The sequence below is a fragment of the Flavobacterium sp. ENC genome (assembly GCF_020991415.1).
Taxonomy (GTDB): Bacteria; Bacteroidota; Bacteroidia; order Flavobacteriales; family Flavobacteriaceae; genus Flavobacterium.
The window spans coordinates 85,567-104,308 of record NZ_JAJMOY010000007.1 but is presented as its reverse complement, the minus strand read 5'-3'; the positions used below and the strand labels follow the sequence as shown (position 1 = coordinate 104,308).

Genomic DNA, 18,742 nt, shown 5'->3' with positions numbered 1-18,742 from the left:
GCTTAAGCGGTTAAAGTCTTCAGTACGTTTTGCGCTTCATATTGTATAACGGTATTGTGCGTCCGGGCGGCCAGTTCTGCCACATACGGAATCTTTTGTGTCAGCTTCAGTTCTCTGATCAGTTTCAAACCAAGTGTCACTACGCTTGTGTTTTGTGATTCCAGCAGGAATTCGACTCCTTCGCTGTCGCCTATATCATGTTTTTTAAAAGCGCTTATAATATTCACCTGCGTCCAGTCATCAATGGGGTAAGGATGTTCGGTAAGGTGTGTGATGCCTTTTACGCCACCCAGTTTGATACAGGCATTCAGCGCTGTAATTTTCAGGGTTTTGTTCTGGGCTTTTGACAGGGTAATGATACTGCCAAAAACCCTCGTAATATTCATTTCCGCCACCTCGGTAATTCCTTTGCACTTGATTTCCCAGTTCGGGTTCCTGAGCTTTTTAAACGAGTCCTGTATCAGTCCCGATTCCTTATAAAATTGTTCCAGCTTCCGGGCATAGATACCTTCATAGTTTTTATGCAGGTTGATCACCGATTCCGTCAGCACTTCCCTAAAGAAAACATCCTCAATAAGCCTGCTGAAATCCTGATTTTCTTTTACCACGGCTAGTGAAGTATCCTCAAAAATAAGGGCGAATAGTATTTTTTCAATCAGGATCGTATATTCGATGGTAAGCTTTTCCTTCCTGATGTTTCGGTTGCGGCTTCTGATGATCAGCAGGTACAATATAAAAGCTACTGCTATAAACAGTACCGTCGACACAATCAGGAAATATTCTACCCATGCCCCGCTTTTATAAAATTCCCAAACCTTTTCCATATCAGAAGCGTTTCGTAATAATGAGCTGTGCACTAAACCTGTTTCTGTATGCGTCCGGTAAATATTCATCATACTCGTAAAGGAAAACAGGCCGCACCAGAAATGAACTTCCGATACGATGCTGATATTGTATTCCGGCCCTGTAGGCTTTCAGCGGTGTCACAAAATTATTGTACAAATACAGGTACGGGACATTGCCGTACTGCAGTTCCAGCCGTATTAAACTTTCTTTTTCTTCATTGGCTTTCTGCAGGCTGACTACATGCGAAAATAATTCATTTGAGGTATCATAAAAAGGCCTGTAGGCAATCGTGTAGGTACCGGTGCGATAGCCCAACTGTCCCGTAAGCAGGGTTACATCGTCTGTTTCAAAATGCAGGTACTTAAAACCAAGCGAATAATCAAATCTTTTTCCGGGGGCAAAAAAATATTCGGCACCAGCTTTAGCTACCGGAAATACCGTCTGCCCTGTTGAAGCCCCTGCGTTTACATACAGATAATTTCTTTTGGAGAACGTCTGATAATAATCGGCTTCAAAAAGCAGCTGCGTGTCGGCATTGACATAGCCTATATTGGCACGCCCCACCAAAGCCGATTTGGTAAACTTATGCGAATATTCGGCATAGCCGTAATGAAGCGGGGACTGTCCGGGATTCGAAGTCGATACATTCAGGTACGAAAACGCCAGGGCATTTTTTGCCTTACGGCCAATAAGGGCACGTACTCCGGTAATGGCCTGGGTACTGTTATCGGTAACGGGTAATTTGTCGGCAAGCTCCAGTGCTTCTTTGTCGCGGTTCAGTTTTTCAAGACATTGTATCTTAATCAGGAGCACATCAGCAGCATTTGGATCTAGTAGCAGGTATTTATCGCAATAAATACTACAGGTCTCAAACTGTTCTGACCAGAAATAAGTATTAATGATGGCCAACAAAGCATCCGGATGCGGTTTTGTCCTGTCGGTCAGGGGAACCAGTACTTTTATAGCCGAAGGATAGTCTTTTTTCCAGCTGTAGATACGTCCCTGATAGACTTTGAGATCTTCATTTTCAGGAAATTTCAGCTGTAAAGACTGCAGCATGGTCAGGGCATTGTCATAGTTGCCTTTTTCAGCCTCGAGCTTTACCTGAGCCAAAGCTTCATCAAAATTCACTTCCTGCGCAGCGGCAGTAAAAGAGAGCAACAGAAATAAAACGGAAGAATAGATCAATTTCATTAGGTGCGTGTTTTTAGCAGTTTGTTAATTCGAACTAAAAGCACAGCCGGACTTACAGGCTTAGCCATAAATTCGTTGGCACCCATATCAAAAGAATCCAGTTCGGTCTGCTCTATTCCTGAAGAGGTAAATATAATAATCGGGATATCAGAGCCTATAGTTTGTCGTACGTATTGTGTAATTTCCATGCCGCTTTTTCCCGGCATATTGATGTCCGTCAGGATGAGGTCATAAGCAGTTGCTTCAATAGCATCCAGCGCCTCCCTTCCATCAGAAAACTGATCAACGGTAAATCCTTTGGACTCTAAAAAAAAAGATAATGACTTACGCAGGATATCATTATCTTCTGATAAAATAATTCTCATGGCGTATCTATTTGTCTTGAAGCGGCTTAAGCTTACAACATTTGTAAGAATTACAAATGTAAGGGATACTTGCCTTCTATCATAATTCCTTTAAAACTTTAACTACTTCAATGATTTCACAATTCAAGATACTCATTTTTTCTCTGGTTTTAACAGTAAAGTTTCCCTTTTTAGCTTCTTCCTCTATCACAGCCACACAATCACTAAGATCTGACAACAGGAAAATATCAAAACTCGATTTCATGTTATGAGCCAGTTTCCGTACGCTTTCAGTATCCTTAGTTTTATAGGCTTCATTGATCAGCGTTATTTCATTGGGAATTTTTGCTGTAAAAAGATGCACCATTTCGTGTACAAAATCAGTATCACCGCAGGCCATTTCCGTTACTAAGGACAAATCAATCTTTCTTTTCGGCAGTTGCTTATGCTCCTTGTTCAGGACGGTTTTTATAGTTTCCAGCAGCGCAGCCTGTTTAAAAGGTTTGGGTACATAAGCATCCATTCCCATATTATAACAAAGTTCCTGTTCGCCTACCAGCGAGTGTGCCGTCATGGCAATAATCGGAATGGTGAGTTTCATTTCATCCCTGATATACTGTGTCGTCTGGTAACCATCCTTAACCGGCATCTGAAGATCCATTAAGATCAGGTCGTATTCATTGCTGGACAGCAATTCGATTCCGGCCTCACCGTTTTCAGCAATGTCCAGTTCAAAACCAAAGTTGTAAATAACACTCTTTACCAGTTTCTGGTTCAGAACATTGTCTTCGCACAACAGTATTTTAAGTTTTCCCAGATTCGAACCTGTGAAGGATTCCGGTACGATTTCAATATCCGAAGCTTTTTTATACGCAAGCGTAAAGAAAAATTCCGAACCGCGTCCTTCCCTGCTTTTTACCTTAATTTCAGAATTGTGCAGTTCTACCAGCTGTTTTACAATATTCAGTCCTAGTCCCGTGCCGCCAAACCTTCGTGTAGTACTTTGTTCGGCCTGGGTAAAACGGTCAAAAATAGTTTTCAGTTTCGCTTCCTTTATGCCGATTCCGGTATCTTTCACCGAGAATCGAAGCAAATAATGTTCGTCGGTTTCCTCCACCTTTTTTACCGAAACCGTTACGTCGCCTTCCTGTGTAAACTTAAGCGCATTCCCGGTAAGGTTCACCAGGATCTGGTTTAACCTTCCCTGATCCCCAATGACAATTTCGGGCATATCCGCATCCAGAAAGAGATTGAATTCTACATTTTCGGGCACCTTTACTTTTAGCAGGTCATAAATATGTTTCAGGGTTTTCTTTAAATCAAAAGGCTGGTCGTCAATAGCCAGATTACCGGATTCTATTTTGGAAAGATCCAGAATATCATTCACGATCAACAGCAGGTTTTCGCCCGCTATTTGTACACTGTCAATATAATCACGCTGAATAATATCCAGCTTGGTTTGTGCGAGAAGATCCGTAAATCCGATGATGGCATTGAGCGGGGTGCGGATCTCATGGCTCATATTGGCCAGAAAACTATCTTTTGCCAGTACGGCGCGTTCCGCTATTTTTTTCTGGGCATTGAGTTCGTTATTTTTTGTCCTCAGTTCCAATTGGTTGATTACGTGCTTTGCCACGATATTGAGGGCATTGCGCTGGCTTTCATCCAGTTTTTTGGTCACATGGTCTACGACACAGAGGGTTCCGATATTATAGCCATCGGGCGTGGTCAGCGGAACTCCGGCATAAAACCGCACTTTAAAACCGCCGGTAACATTTGGATCGTCTTTAAATGTTTCGTTGGCATGTGTATCCGGTATTTCAAGCATTTCCGACTCCATCAGGGTATAACGGCAGAATGTAATTTCACGGGGCACTTCTGATACACCTATACCAATTTCAGATTTAAACCATTGTCTGTTCTCATCTATAAACGAAATATGGGCAATGGGTACACTACAAATGTAAGAAACCAGCCTTGTGGCATCGTCAAAGGCATCCTCAGGAAGTGAATCTAATATATTGTAGCGCCTTAAAGCCGCCAGACGTTCTGTCTCGTTATGCGGAATGGGTTGTTGCGGATTATCCATGAGGTAAAAAAGTAAGGTGTAAAGGTAAAAAAATAAAACCGTTTACAAGGTATTTTATAAACAGGGCTATACCATACAGTATTTATCCTCAGTCAATTGCTATTCATTTTCGGTTCAGGCTAAAAAAAAAACCATCTCTAGCGAAATGGTTTTTTGGAAGGAATTTTGGCCATTGCCCGGACCGGAAATGTGCCGACTCCCTTAAATTTTGGCGGAACCGCACTAAACGTAAAATCTTCCTGCGGCAAAAGATACAGATTGCAGAGATGTTCCACGATCAGTATTTCGGCCTGCAGCAGCGTCGTATGTACAGGCCTGGATGTGCCTGCTGTGCTGTCGATATTATGAGAATCGATGCCTACCAGTTTTACCTGACAGTCTTTTAAATAAGACGCAGCTCCTGCGGTCAGGTACGGATGGTTTTCATAATAGTCCTCCGTATTCCAGTAGCTGTCCCAACCCGTATGAATCAAAACGGCTTTATTTCTAATTTCACGGTTTTTCAAATGCGCTTCGGTGATTTCCAGCGCTTCCGAAAAAGGAATAGTAATCACCACAGCATCAAGATCTGCAAAACATTCCAGTCCTACTTCCGAAAGGTCTTTTCCGTCTTCAAACCGATGAAACGGACAGTCAATATACGTTCCGGTATTGGTGACCATCTCAATTTTGCCGATTTGAAACTGGGTGCCTTCCTCATAAAACTGTTTTGAATTTTCCCTGCTTAGGTAGTCACATACAATAGGTGCCGGCAAACCTTTATAGGTCACAAGTCCATTTTCGATCGTATGGCTTAAGTCAATAAACACATCCGCTTCTGTCCGGGTCTGAATCGGTTTTCTTTTGTGTGTTTCCGTGAAAATTTCCTTGTTCAAAATCCGGACTTCACCCACCATCAGCAATCTTAAATCCTTTACAATATAATCCGCGAGCTCTTTATCGGAAATACTTTCGCCTTCGATATCCAGACGAAAGTCCTCGCCTTTGATGCTTCCACCATTGGTAAAATAGATTTCAAAATCGAATTTTACTCTTTTATCCATAGGTCCCGTTTTAAAAGTTTAAACTAACTCCAATACTTTTTCGGTCGTAATGACCTGCGCAAATTCATTGTGCAGACTCGCTAAAGAAATCTGATGAATCAATTCCGAATCGAACTTCTCGCCATTGATTCCTATCCTGTCAAACGTAGCCGTGGCATCCGAAATGACAAAAGCGTCAAACCCTAAATTACCCGCCATTCGTGCGGTGGTCGAAACACAATGATTCGAGGTTAATCCCACCAAAACCAATTTGTTGATTCCCTGCTGATCCAGCCTTTCTTTCAGATCAGTTCCTATAAAAGCACTGTTGACGTTTTTGACAATGACCGGTTCGCCGTCAATCGGTTGTACTCCCTCCTTAATTTCAAATCCCGGATTCGATTCGTGCAGTTTGGAGTCCGGATGTACCGAGCTGTGCACGATATGAAATACAGGGAGCTTAAGCGCACGCCATTTTTCAAGAAGCTGCGCTATTTTCAGTTCCGCATTCGGATTGTTCCGGTTACCGCCCCAGTAGTTTTCGTCATTAAAACCCTTTTGTACATCGATAATAATCAAAGCTGTATGCTGTTCCCTAAGTTTCATGTTTCTGTGAATTAGATTAGTACTACAAAAATAACAGCTGTTTCCCCATGCAAACAAGGACAAAAGATAGTCGTTTTAAGACAGCCTGTTTTTTTTAATTTCCATGGGCAGTTCCTGCAAATGGGTTTCCAGCACCACACGCAATTGCTTCGATGTTTTGTAGCCGCAGAGATGAGCAATGCTTTCTACTTTATAATCCGAATGCGCCAAAAGGCTTTTTGCTTTTTCGATTCTCAGTTTGGTGCGGTATTCGGCAATGGTGATTCCGGTTTGTTTCTTAAAAATCCGCGTCAGGTTTCGTGGACCAATATGAACAAGGTCGGCCAAAAAATCAATGGTAGAGGTCTTCTCGAGATTGTAAATAATCCAGTCCTGGACGGTATGGATTTTTTCGTCGCGATGGTTTCGGTTTTGCAGATAGACACTTTCCTGCTGGTCGCTTCCCTGTCTTCTCTTGTAGACCACCAGTTCTTTGGCAATGGTGGTCGCAACTTCTTTTCCATGTCGGTCTTCGATCAGGAACAAGGCCAGATCAATTCCCGTCACAATCCCCGCACTGGTATACAAATTGTCTGCTTTGGTAAACAATACATTGCTTTGCACCTTTAAAAGCGGAAAATCTTTTGTGAATTTTTCAATTAATTTCCAGTGCGTCGTACATTCCTTAAAATCCAAAAGCCCTGATTTCGCCAGAATAAAAGCCCCGTTACAAATACTTGCTATGGTGGTCTGTTGTGCATTTGCGAAAGCAAGCCAGTCGAAAAATGCACTATCTTCTTCTATTTTCGGAATATGACCGGAACTGAATCCGGATATAAAAACCATATCATTTTCTTTCGGATTTGTTTTCGAAAAATGCATCACCGACGAAAGTGCTAATCCCGATGAAGAAATAATGGTTGGTGTACTGCTGATAAATTCCAATTGGTAGGGAAGCCCTAAACTTTTAGCTTCCTTAAAAACTTCCAGAACGCCGGCCAAATCCAACAGGGTCACCTGTTTGGGAATATAAAAATAAATTGTTGTTACTTCCATATGGGGATGTTCTCTTATTAATGGGGAAATGTCTTTCAAATTTAGAATAAAATAATGATTCTGAACTTTATAAGCGTACTGAAAAATGTGGCGATATAAAATAAAAAGTATTTTTTTGCATAAAAAATAAGGCGATTTTCCCCTAAAATAATCAGGTGTTTTTACCCGTTACTACTCCCCTTTTTATTTTTAAATTTACTTTTTATTTTATTATCCAAAATAAAACGCTGATTACTAAACTGTTGAGATAAAACTTTTAAAACAGCTATCCGATAATAAAATCTGACCTGCTATTATCCAAAATAAGGGTAAGACGGAACACCTTTATTCTCTAAGAAAACAGGTGTAAAAATTAAAGTAAACAGGTGCCGCTTTTTCATGATGTTCAGACTGGAAGTACATCCTTTTCTCGCCATACCCTAAGCACCTCTATTCGATTAACAACCAAAAACAACCATAATCCAATGACAAATCTTGCAAAAATCTATTACATCAACGTCGGAGAGGGCGGAACATTTAAAAAATCCGGGCACTATGACAGTTCTCCTTCCGATGTAGAGAACCTGTTCCAATACCTGGAGGAAAACGACATCGAAAGATTGCTCGTTTATTTTCACGGCGGACTTGTCAGTGAAACCAGCGGAATGGGATCTGCCGAGGTGATGCGTACCAGTTTCGCAGATGCTCCTTCGAAAACACATGCGGTAACTTTCGTCTGGGAAACAGGACTTTGGGAAACCATAGTCGAAAACCTCAGTTCAAAGAGCACAGAGGGCCAATTCCAGAAAGTACTGAACTTTGTCATCAAACTTGTCGGCAAAAAATTAGGTATCGATTCCCGCGGTGGCGGCGAAACACTGGACACTGCCACTATAGAAACCGAAAAGCTAAAAGAATATCCGTTTGCCGAATTAAATGATCAGCTTAAAGATAGCGCAGACCAGGGCAGCAGAGGCGGAAGCATTCTATTTGATGAAGAAGATGAAATAGGCTTTTTTGCCGATCTTAAAAAAGATAGCGATGATATGATCCGGGCAGAAGGTGAAATGGCAGCAGAAGAAATCGAAGTAGCAGCTGATCCTGATGCCGGCGATTCAAGGGGATTGTTACTGACGATCGGAACGCTTGTAGCCAAAATTGCATTTGCCGTTCTTAAACGTTACGCAAAGGAGACCCATCATGATTTCTACCCTACCGTTGTAGAAGAAACTTTCAGGAAGCTATATATCGACCGCATCGGCAAATGGGGCTGGTCTGAAATGAAAGAAAAGGCCCAACAAATGTTTGCAGATAACGAAGGACTGTCCGGTGATGATTTACATGCCGGAACCTATTTTCTTAAGCTCCTGGAAGCTCATTACCAAAAAAGACAAACTGCCGGTAAAAAATTCACGATCGAACTGGTGGGACACAGTGCGGGCTCTATCGCAATCTGTAATATGCTTGCCGCAACCTCCGAAAACTTCAAAGAGCTAAAATACAACAATGTCGTTTTTCTGGCGCCTGCCTGCAGGACTGACCTGTTTATCGAAAAAGGGATTCCTGCAAAAGAAAACGGGGTCTTTAAAAAGTTCAAGATGTTTACGATGCAGGAACAGTATGAGAAAAAAGATTTCTGTGTAAAATACCTCTACACCTACTCCCTGCTCTATCTTGTATCCGGCTTGTTTGAGGACGAAACAGATGCCAAAATAATGGGCTTGCACGAACAGTTTAAAGCCGAAGGGCGTTATGCTAAATTTGAAGAACTGGAAATCATCAATAGCTTTATTACAAGCAACAAACTGGCACTTTCAAAGGATATTGAAAATGCAGACAACAGCATGTGGACCGATTCGCTCCGTCATGGCGATTTTGACAACAACAGTGCCACGTTAAAATCCATACTTTCCACTATCAATATTGTGTAATCATGAATTATGCTATCGTAATAGGAATCGACCACTATGAGAAAAAACCGCTTTCGGGTGCCGTAGCAGATGCTAAGGCTTTTGCAGACTGGCTGGAAACAAAGGGAGGTGTGCAAAAGGACAACCTCAAACTGTTTGTATCCAACAGTGAAGACATGCTGGTGAGTGGTCCCGAAATTGACATAGCCATCGATAAGATCAACCGGGTTGCCAGAAACAACAACGAAACAAACAGGCTGTATTTTTATTTCTCCGGACATGGTATAGGCGTCACTTTCGACAATACGGCACTTTGTCTTCGCCTTTGGCCGGCACTGATCAACCATTGCATTTCAGGCCTGGACTACCGCACCTGGTTTACCAATGCAGGTGCGTTTGACGAGGTACTGATTTTCTTCGATTGCTGCCGCGAACATGATACCCTCATTAAAGGCAATTCTCCCGCCGGCTCCTGGAACCTTCCCATTGGCAACAGGAACCCCAGAGTACTCATTTGTAATTCTACTGCTTACGGCAAACTGAGCTATGAGGTGATACTGGATCCGGTAACTGAAAACAATTCACCTGACGCAGAAACTGCCGGACTTCCTAAAGAATCAGAGTCTGACAAAAAAAGGGGGGCCTTTACCACCTTTCTTATTGACAGCCTGAACGGTGATGCAGACAGTGACGGCACCGGGCAAATTACCGCACTGGCACTTAAAGACCATATCCGCAACAATTTTAAAAGCCATGCCGAAAAATTCAAAAAAACACAGGACGCTGCAGCCGATACATTAAATGGCGGAGATCAGATCCTGATCTGTACTGTTCCCGTGATATTACCGGAATTTAATTGTGAAATTACTTTTGAACGCAATTCCAATATCACGCTCTACGGTCCGGATTTCGAAAGTGTCTGGCAGGGTGACGTGGTCGTCGGACAGGTTTTGAAACTACCCCAGCTGGCCAAAGGTTTCCACCAGTTAAAGGACAACCTCGATACAACGGTACCGCCTAAAACATTTATCAATTATTCTCCAAAAACAATCAGTTATGAACGATTCTGATACTAAATATACCATCCGTATTTCTTTCAGACAGTGCCTGGACGGATTGCAGCTCGTACTCGTGGACGGCAGCCTGAATAAAATAGTGGAGCAGGAAACGCAGGACCTTGAACTTACATTGTACAAAGGAATTTACCAGCTCAAAGCTTCTTTTATCGACTACTTCGAGGAATACTTCCTTACGGTCACTCAGGACGAACATTTTGTTCTGGATTACCATTACCCGATGACCTCACCGAGTATGGATTTTGCGACCACCCATGAATATTTTTCAGTGCCTGCCGAAATATGGAGCCGAAAATGTACCTCAGGCGATCCGGATAAGATTCCAAATTTCTTTTTTTTTGCAGCTGCCTTTGACAAAGATGCCCCGTATAAAGAGGAAATAATTACCGATCTTGTTGAAAATTTTTCCCTGTTCGATCCAAAAGGAAAATTAAATATCCGTTTCGACGACGACAATTCCTTTGTAGATCCCGAAGCTGCAGTTGTTATTTTTTCTGCCCGGCTCAAAAAGGGCCTGTATTTTCTTAAGTACAGAAAAAAAGGAAAACGCAGGATTTTTCCCTTTTACATTTATAACGAGTATCAAACCCAGTTTTTATTGCGTTACAAGCAGGAACCTGATTTTTGCAACAGTTTTTTCTACTATGACAACAAATTCGGATTTACCAGAGGTGAAAACCAATACCTGCTGCTCGACAAAATCCAGTATGCCTACAAAGACTACAATAACTATAAATTGCTGACCCCTTCAGACCGATCTGCTATAAAAAACCATCCCTATCTGGTGGCCCTTATACAGATCCTTCACCTGGTTACGGGAAATGAGCAGGACGACATTGAATTTGCGAATGCACCCCTGCTGGAACTGCCCGATATCGCCATGCTGAAAGCCCTGACAGATAATGAGAAGCAGATCAATTCAGACGAATTACCCATCATCTCGGCTATCATGGCCAAGTGTATGGTAACGATCGGAAAAAAAATGGAGTTCAAACCCGGTTCCATCATGGACCGTGTCGTAGACAGCCTGAATTTTGATATCTTCTGGAATAATTTCACAAAAGTAGAAGATCTTTCGCGTATGGCAGACTTGTATAAGGACCTGTTGCAAAAATCAAAATATTATGGGACAAGCCTGAAAGACAATGCAATCGCCAAAGTAAAAAAACTGATTGTCAATTCAGTCCGTACCACACCCGAAACGTTCAAGGAAGAACGCCTAAATATCCTTTTGGGAAATAACCTGACGGATACCCCGGAAGATAGTTCACGGTTTACCGAGGCCGTAAACAGTGTCGGCAACGTATCTGAGATCGCCAATAAATTTAATCTCCCGCCTACCACTATTCTTCGAAACTATCAAAAATACGATGACATCTACAAAAAAATGAATCTCAAATAACATCAAAACCTTTTGTGGCCTGTTATCGGGAAACGTTACCCCAGAATTCATCTGTCACTTTCTTCATTGCAAATATTTATAGACAGTCAAATAAAAAAACACAATAAAAGGGTTGTCCCAATCAGAACAACCCTTTTACTTACTTTTACCAAAAACGAATCATTTATAAAATCGCTTGATGTTCCGTTTTTCTGCCAAAATATTTTCAGTGCATTTTTAATATTTGGTTCCTAATAACCCAATTACGAAAATTAACTTTCCTTTCTTCCCGTTATTGTATATAATAGCGACGTTATTACTAATGGTAATTATATAAGTAAAAAACTACGCCAGTGTAAGGATTTACAGCCTCAAAGGTTCACCTTTACATGCGGCATTAGAACGCTCTGTTCAAATTTAAGCTTATACCCCTTTACTCTGAATATTGCAATTCGCTGCAGTATCTTAAAATGATTAGTATTGTAAAAAAATAGAAGTGGTGCTGTCCCCGGAATGCCCCGCTGTTAAGGATTTTTAGTAGACATAAAATGGAAGATTATGTTTATGGACGCCCGTCTCGTACTGCAAAGTACAGACGGGTTTTCCATTTTAATTTTTTAATGTCCTAATATTAGGCTCCCCGGCAAATTGTTACTACAACCAGCTTACCTGCTTTCATTCGGTCTGATTCGGGAAAATTGAAAACTTAAGCCCTAAAAACACAAGATAAACAACTAATTTTCAATTCCTTATAACCTTAAATTTATAACAATTAAAGTGAATTATATAAATGGATCTGTATGTAGAATCCTATATTTGAATGCACGACTACAGCCATTTTAGTACCACTTATACCCATTTAAGCACATTTATTACTTTCCGTCGGATTTTGCCTGTCAAAATAAAAGTATTGCTGTAATTTAAATTTTGTGATTTATAATTTATAAATACATTAAAACCATACAAATCAACCGTTTAAAAAGTATCCTACATTAGTAGTATACCGTTTGAATTTCGAAATCTTCAAAACAAGCTTATGAATCCTATTAATGCCATAATCATATCCGGGGAAAAAGAGACGCTGCAGGTTCTGAAAAAATTTGAAGAGGAGAATGCTATGATTATAGAAATAATCGGTGAGGCAGAGGGTATACGTAATGGAACCATGCTCATTAAATCAAAAAAACCGGATCTTATTTTCCTGGATATTGTACTGGAAGACAATTCTTTTTTTGAAATGCTGGAGCAGTTAGAATTCAGTATACCCAAACTCGTATTTTTATCAGCGCATAAAGAGTGCGCCATGCTGGCATTCAAGCACAATGCCATTGATTTTTTACTGAAACCTATTGATTTTAACGCGATTATTTTAGCCATTTACAAAGTAATCAAAAGAAGAGAAATGGAACGCTCTTATCAGAATCACAAAATCAACAGCATCAATATCCTGAATTCTGCCAGTCAATCCAATGATTATGTAGCCGTTGCGTTCTTAGAAAAAATAGAGTTAATACGTACCTCAGATATTATTTTTTGCAAAGCAGATGGAAAATATACTGTTTTTGTCCTTCTTAACGGCACCCGGATCATGTCCAGCAGGAATCTGGGCGAATACAGTACGGTATTAGACCACAACTATTTTTTCAGAATACATCATTCCTATATCATCAATCTTCGTCACATCGTTAAAATTTCAAAAAAAGACGGCTATTTCTGTGAATTTTCCAACGGCGCAATTTTGCCGGTGGCCAAAAGACGACAAGAGGATTTTAACAAATTTATTAAACTAAAAGAATAACAAACAGCTTCCTGTTTTGAGTAAATTTCAATTACTAACAGACTAATCGCTATGAAAACAAAAATAGAAACTGCTGAGCAGAACCCTGCCGATAGTACGGCGATTCAACGTGAGCTGAAGACCGGCAACATCAATTGTACCGCAGAAACTGTTCGTTCCGGAAAAGAATATGAAGCAGGCCGACAGGCAAAAGAAAAAACAGATACTACAGTCAATTCATCACAGGAGTCCTTAGAGGATCTTCGCAAAATCCTGGATTTTTCAATGGATCTGATTTGCTCCTGCGACGAAGAAGGAAAGTTTGTATGGGTGAATAAAGCCTCTGAACGTATTTTAGGAATTCAGCGCGAAGCATTAATCGGCAAAAAATACATCGATCTCCTGTTTCATGAAGATAAAGAAAGTAGCACACAGGAAGATTTCAGTGGAAAAAACGGACCGCAGTTACCTATATTTGAAAAAAGGTTTCTGCACAGCAACGGCACTATTGTTTACCTGCAATGGTCGGCGGTATGGGATGGTACAAAAAACCGATGCTACTTTATCGGCCGGGATACCACCAATGAAAAAAAAATAGAAAAAGCTTATAAAATTGAAAGGCAGCGATTCTATAATTTATTCTCTCAGGCACCTTCCTGTATGGGAATTTTAAAAGGTCCCGATTATATCTTCGAATTGGCCAATGAACTCTATTTGCAATTAATCGACAAAAGAGATATTATAGGCAAAACAGTCAAAGAAGTATTGCCGGAACTGGAATCGCAGGGAATTTTTGAAATTTTGGACACCGTCTATAAAACAGGCGAAACTTTTTCAGCCAACGAGATGCTCATAAAACTGGATCGCGACGGAAACGGAAAATTAACAGACGCTTACTTAAATTTCATCTATCAGGCCAACAGGGATATCAACAACAATATTGATGGTATTCTTGTCTTTGCCAACGACGTGACAGAGCAGGTAGTATCCCGCAAAAAAATTGAGGAACGGGAGAAAATGTACCGGGACCTAATCCACAAATTACCGGTTGCCACCTATTCCTGTGATGGGGAAGGACAAATAACCATCTATAATAAAGCTGCAGTAGCATTATGGGGAAAAGAACCACAGATCGGAAAAGACATGTGGTCGGATTCGTGGAATATGAACGCTGCTAAAAAAAATCATGAGCCCGGGAGTTTATGCTCGCTTGCGGCAGCACTTACCGAAGAGGAGGCAAACTTCAGAAAAGAAATCATCATCCAGCGCCCCAATGGAGAAAAACGCAATGTCCTGCCCTACCCTGTTCCTTTTCGCAATGCAAAAGGTCAGATCACAGGTGCCGTAATTGTACTAGTTGACATTACTGAAATGAAACTCGCACAAAAACAGCTGAAGAAAAGCGAAAAAAAATACAGGTATCTCTTTGATAACAATCCAATGCCCATGTGGATTATTGATTTGGTTACTTTTAAATTTCTCGATGTCAATAAAATGGCGGTGGCACATTATGGCTATAGCCGTGAGGAATTTCTTTCTATGACTGCTTTAGACATACGTCCAAATAATGATAAAAAGAATTTCCTTAAATGCAGTGATACTTCAGAAATTAACCAATCGAATTACAACAGGGGAAAATGGAATCACATCAGAAAAGATGGCTCTGTTTTTCCCGTTGAAATCATTGCGCACGATATTATGTATGAAGGATCCCGGGCACGATTAATACTTTCTAATGATATCACTGATCGCACCAAAGCCGAAATAAATCTGGAAAAAAGAAATAAGGAACTGCTCAAAACCAATTCAGAACTGGATAAATTTGTATACAGTGTTTCCCATGATTTACGTTCCCCCCTCACTTCTATTCTGGGGCTGCTCTCCTTTATTGAGACCGAAAGCCGGGAGGCTGATACCGTTATACATGCTGAAATGATACGCTCCAGCATCAATCGTCTGGATGACTTTATTAAAAATATTTTAAGTTATTCCCGAAACAAGCGCACCGGACTTCGGGTGGAAAAAATTTCACTTAACGAAACCCTGCTGGAGGTCGTCAATTCACTTCAAAGCACAAGAGATGCAAAAGGAATTCAGTATGATATTAAGGTCACACAACAGCGGTCGTTTTATACAGACCGGCTGCGCTTTAATACCATACTCGAAAATCTGATCTCAAATGCCATCAAATACCAGAAGAAAGAAGAGTCCGGCAGATACATAAAAATAGCCGGTCATGCTGATAATGAAAGTCTTCATCTGACCATAGCCGATAACGGAATAGGTATCGCGCCGGCCTATCATGAAAAAATTTATGACATGTTTTTTCGGCTTTCAGGCAAAAAAGAAGGTTCGGGTATCGGCTTGTATATCGTAAAGGATGCCATCGAAATATTGCAGGGTTCCATCGCAATAGAGTCGGAAGAAGAAATAGGGACTATATTTACTATCACATTAAAAAATCTGAAACCATGATTGAAGCCTTAGTACCGAAATTTGAGACCGTAATGATTATTGATGATAACATCATCGATCTTTATATTGCATCCCGTATGATCACTCAGAATAATTTTGGAAAAAAAGTATTACTCTATACTTCCCCGGAAGAGGCCATCAAATACCTGCAGGACAATCAGGACAATATTGCGGAGTTGCCCCAGGTCCTTTTTGTAGATATCTATATGCCTTTAATGTCGGGATTTGAATTTCTGGAGGTGTATGATAAGCTGTCCCCCGTCTTAAAAAAGTATTGCAAAGCCTATGTGATATCATCTACAATAGACAATCAGGACATTTCGCGATCCAACAGTAATAGTAACGTCGTTTCCTTTCACGTCAAACCCATTACCAAAGAATTTCTGGACCGGATTTCCTGAGAATCCCTGTTATTTTAAAATTAAATCGTGGTAATTATAATTCAATATAAATTACCGGAATTTTTATGCCATTCCGTAAGCCGGTAAAGTCCATTTTGCTAAGAAGAGCTGCATCGTCATCGCTCCTCCTGTACTACTTCAATTTATCCTCTTAGTCTCCGGCGCAGCAACAAACTCCCCGGCTGCTGTTCCGATACGCTTACTTCCGGAAATTCCGTCTTCTTTTTTGCTGAAGTTCGCTAGTACGCTGTACACTTATTCTTCCTTTATACTCGTCATATCCTGTTAGGGTTTAGAATGTCAATTCTTTTAGCGGCACACAGCTGCACTAGACGTACCCCTAAAGTCATTTGGTTTTCCTGCGAATGTGCCGCCTTTCAAAAAACAGTTATGCGGTATAAAACACACTTATTACTTCTGCCTTTTAATTCAGGAGACATTCCGTTTAATTTGCCTTACTGTTAAAGCAGCAATCCCTTATCATTTTTATGAATTCTTTATTACTTAAATACTATGCTCTCCCAAATAATGAAAAAATTCGCCGCCTTTTTACTTTTTTTTATCCCTGTACTGGCCTTTTCCACCAATCCCCCGCCACCCGGTTTACCGGATCCACCCGCAGTACCTGTTGACTCCATGCTATTTATACTAGTCACAGCAGCTGTTGCATGGGGAGGCTATATTGTTATGAAAAGAAAGAGAAGCTCACTTTAAATTCAAAATACATTTTATCATCATCATTAAACCAAAAGCAATATGAAAAAAACTTTACTCTTAGTAGCTGTTTTTATTTCTTACCAGACCTTTTCCCAGATATCCATTGGGGCCAACACACCGGTCTATGTAAAAAATCAGGTATTGTATGTAGGTCAGAATATAAATTTAGCAGCCAATTCCAATCTGTATTTACGAAACAATTCTCAATTGCTGCAGGGTACAACAGGGCTTTCGGCCAATACCGGAACCGGAAACGTATCCGTTTACCAGGAGGGCACTTCCGATAATTTCGATTACAATTACTGGTGTTCTCCGGTAGGAAATACGGCCGCCTCTGCGGTCAATAACAATTTTGGAATTACACAGCTGTATCAGCCGCTGACGGCAACGGCATCGGCTGCTGCTGTCCTCTTGCCTGCCGGCAGTTACAACGGATCAGCCAATCCGCTAACCATCGCCTCACACTGGATTTATAAACTGACCAACGCCAATAATTATTCGCAGTGGATACAAGTGGGAAGTACCACTGCACTTGCACCGGGAGAAGGATTTACAATGAAAGGAACCAGCGGCTCTGATACCACAGATCCTGAGGGCACAGGAATTGTAAATAACCCGGGCACAGGCCTGCAGCGCTATGATTTCAGGGGAAAACCAAACGATGGCACTATTACAGTTGCGGTTGGTGCCAATAACGCGGCCACGCTAACAGGGAACCCCTATCCGTCTGCATTGCACCTCAATGCTTTTCTTTTAGATCCCGCCAATACTGCCGCAACCGGTGTTGCCTATTTCTGGCAGCAGGACAAAAATGTAAACTCTCATTTTCTGTCCGCTTACAGAGGCGGTTATGCCGCCTACGCACCGGTTAGTATCGAATCCAACGGTATCTATACCGCTGCCACATTTCGATCGTACAACAGCAACGGAACCGTAAATAATAATCCTCCAACAGGAACAAGTCCCGCCATAGCCAGAAAATACCTTCCCATCGGTCAGGGGTTTCTGATCAACGGTGCTGCCAACGGAACCGTATCTTTCAAAAATGCCCACCGCATTTTTTACAAAGAGGACAACAGCACCTCACAATTCGAAAAACCGGCCAGAAATGTAAGTACCAAAACAGCGGGAACTGATAAAGACCTGCCGCCGGTACCACCGTCACCCATTCCTTATTTTAAGCTGAATACCATCATCAACGCCGAATATACCAGACAGCTGGCCCTGGCCTTCGTTTCAGAAGCAACCGAAGGGGTGGACAAAGGAATAGATGCCAAAAATATGGATGAAGACCTTCCGAGTGATATTTCTTTCTGGGTTGAAAACGGAAATTATGTGATTGAGGGCGTTCCTTTCGATTTATCAAAAAAAATTCCGCTGTCGGTAAAAGCCACCGCAGCTACCACCTTTAAGTTTTATATCTCAGAAATGGTTGATTTTTATTATGAGCAGGTCATCTATCTCTACGATTCCTCCGATAACTCGTATCATGATATTAGTAAGGACAGCTACGAAGTTACCGTTGCACCCGGAACCTATACAGAGCGTTTTAAAATCAGTTTTACCAACGGAACCCTTGGAACAACTGAGCAGATCAAAACTAATTTTGTAATTATCCAGGACAATACCAACCAGGTTTTAAAAGCGATAAATCAGGATAACAGCCCGATAAAATCATTTGTGCTTTATGATATGGCCGGAAGGGCAGTGCTTTCTAAAGATCATTTAGAAGCCGAACAAGAGTACGGTTTTTCAACTTCCGGACTGAGTTCCGGCGTGTACATCGCCACCTTCAGAACAGTTGATAATGCCGCTGTTTCCCAAAAAGTAATCATCTCCAATTCCGGAAAATAACCCTGAATCGCTGTGCCAACAGAACAGGGTCACTTT

At 41.2% G+C, this 18,742-nt stretch carries 14 protein-coding genes; 7 read left to right on the top strand and 7 right to left on the bottom strand.

Annotated elements, in window-relative coordinates; translation table 11 throughout:
* Positions 1 to 2: 2 nt before the first annotated feature.
* From LPB89_RS17730 to LPB89_RS17700, 7 genes are all read right to left on the bottom strand, one after another.
* Positions 3 to 824: a hypothetical protein gene (locus LPB89_RS17730; protein ID WP_230703024.1), complete on the bottom strand. Its 822-nt coding sequence runs from the start codon at positions 822 to 824 to the stop codon at positions 3 to 5.
* A gap of 1 nt (position 825) precedes the next feature.
* Positions 826 to 2,040 carry a YaiO family outer membrane beta-barrel protein gene (locus tag LPB89_RS17725; protein ID WP_230703023.1) on the bottom strand — a complete coding sequence of 405 codons (1,215 nt, stop codon included), beginning with the start codon at positions 2,038 to 2,040 and terminating at the stop codon, positions 826 to 828.
* Positions 2,040 to 2,405, bottom strand: coding sequence for a response regulator transcription factor (locus LPB89_RS17720; RefSeq protein ID WP_230703022.1), 366 nt, complete (start codon positions 2,403 to 2,405; stop codon positions 2,040 to 2,042). Before LPB89_RS17720 ends, LPB89_RS17725 begins: the two co-directional genes overlap by 1 nt.
* A 79-nt stretch (positions 2,406 to 2,484) precedes the next feature.
* Positions 2,485 to 4,473 (bottom strand): GAF domain-containing hybrid sensor histidine kinase/response regulator, encoded by a 1,989-nt coding sequence (locus tag LPB89_RS17715; protein WP_230703021.1) that lies wholly within the window; start codon positions 4,471 to 4,473, stop codon positions 2,485 to 2,487.
* A 137-nt stretch (positions 4,474 to 4,610) separates the two neighbouring features.
* Positions 4,611 to 5,516 (bottom strand): cyclase family protein, encoded by a 906-nt coding sequence (locus LPB89_RS17710; protein WP_230703020.1) that lies wholly within the window; start codon positions 5,514 to 5,516, stop codon positions 4,611 to 4,613.
* Positions 5,517 to 5,534: 18 nt separating this feature from the next.
* Positions 5,535 to 6,101: a cysteine hydrolase family protein gene (locus tag LPB89_RS17705; RefSeq protein WP_230703019.1), complete on the bottom strand. Its 567-nt coding sequence runs from the start codon at positions 6,099 to 6,101 to the stop codon at positions 5,535 to 5,537.
* Positions 6,102 to 6,176: 75 nt separating this feature from the next.
* Positions 6,177 to 7,136, bottom strand: coding sequence for a GlxA family transcriptional regulator (locus LPB89_RS17700; RefSeq protein ID WP_230703018.1), 960 nt, complete (start codon positions 7,134 to 7,136; stop codon positions 6,177 to 6,179).
* A 464-nt stretch (positions 7,137 to 7,600) separates the two neighbouring features.
* Here LPB89_RS17700 and LPB89_RS17695 point away from each other — a divergent pair, with 464 nt between their 5' ends.
* The 7 genes from LPB89_RS17695 (at position 7,601) to LPB89_RS17665 (ending at position 18,706) form a co-directional block, all read left to right on the top strand.
* A complete protein-coding gene (locus tag LPB89_RS17695) occupies positions 7,601 to 9,046 on the top strand; it encodes a hypothetical protein (protein ID WP_230703017.1) in 1,446 nt (481 codons plus the stop codon).
* Between the two features lie 2 nt (positions 9,047 to 9,048).
* Complete coding sequence (locus LPB89_RS17690) at positions 9,049 to 10,095, top strand: caspase family protein (RefSeq protein ID WP_230703016.1); 1,047 nt, start codon at positions 9,049 to 9,051, stop codon at positions 10,093 to 10,095.
* Positions 10,082 to 11,503 (top strand): hypothetical protein, encoded by a 1,422-nt coding sequence (locus LPB89_RS17685; protein WP_230703015.1) that lies wholly within the window; start codon positions 10,082 to 10,084, stop codon positions 11,501 to 11,503. Before LPB89_RS17690 ends, LPB89_RS17685 begins: the two co-directional genes overlap by 14 nt.
* Before the next feature lie 1,015 nt (positions 11,504 to 12,518).
* Complete coding sequence (locus tag LPB89_RS17680) at positions 12,519 to 13,280, top strand: LytTR family DNA-binding domain-containing protein (protein WP_230703014.1); 762 nt, start codon at positions 12,519 to 12,521, stop codon at positions 13,278 to 13,280.
* A gap of 51 nt (positions 13,281 to 13,331) precedes the next feature.
* Positions 13,332 to 15,734, top strand: coding sequence for a PAS domain S-box protein (locus LPB89_RS17675; protein ID WP_230703013.1), 2,403 nt, complete (start codon positions 13,332 to 13,334; stop codon positions 15,732 to 15,734).
* Complete coding sequence (locus LPB89_RS17670; RefSeq protein ID WP_230703012.1) at positions 15,731 to 16,135, top strand: response regulator; 405 nt, start codon at positions 15,731 to 15,733, stop codon at positions 16,133 to 16,135. Before LPB89_RS17675 ends, LPB89_RS17670 begins: the two co-directional genes overlap by 4 nt.
* Positions 16,136 to 16,891: 756 nt before the next feature.
* Positions 16,892 to 18,706 (top strand): T9SS type A sorting domain-containing protein, encoded by a 1,815-nt coding sequence (locus LPB89_RS17665; RefSeq protein ID WP_230703011.1) that lies wholly within the window; start codon positions 16,892 to 16,894, stop codon positions 18,704 to 18,706.
* Positions 18,707 to 18,742: the final 36 nt, after the last annotated feature.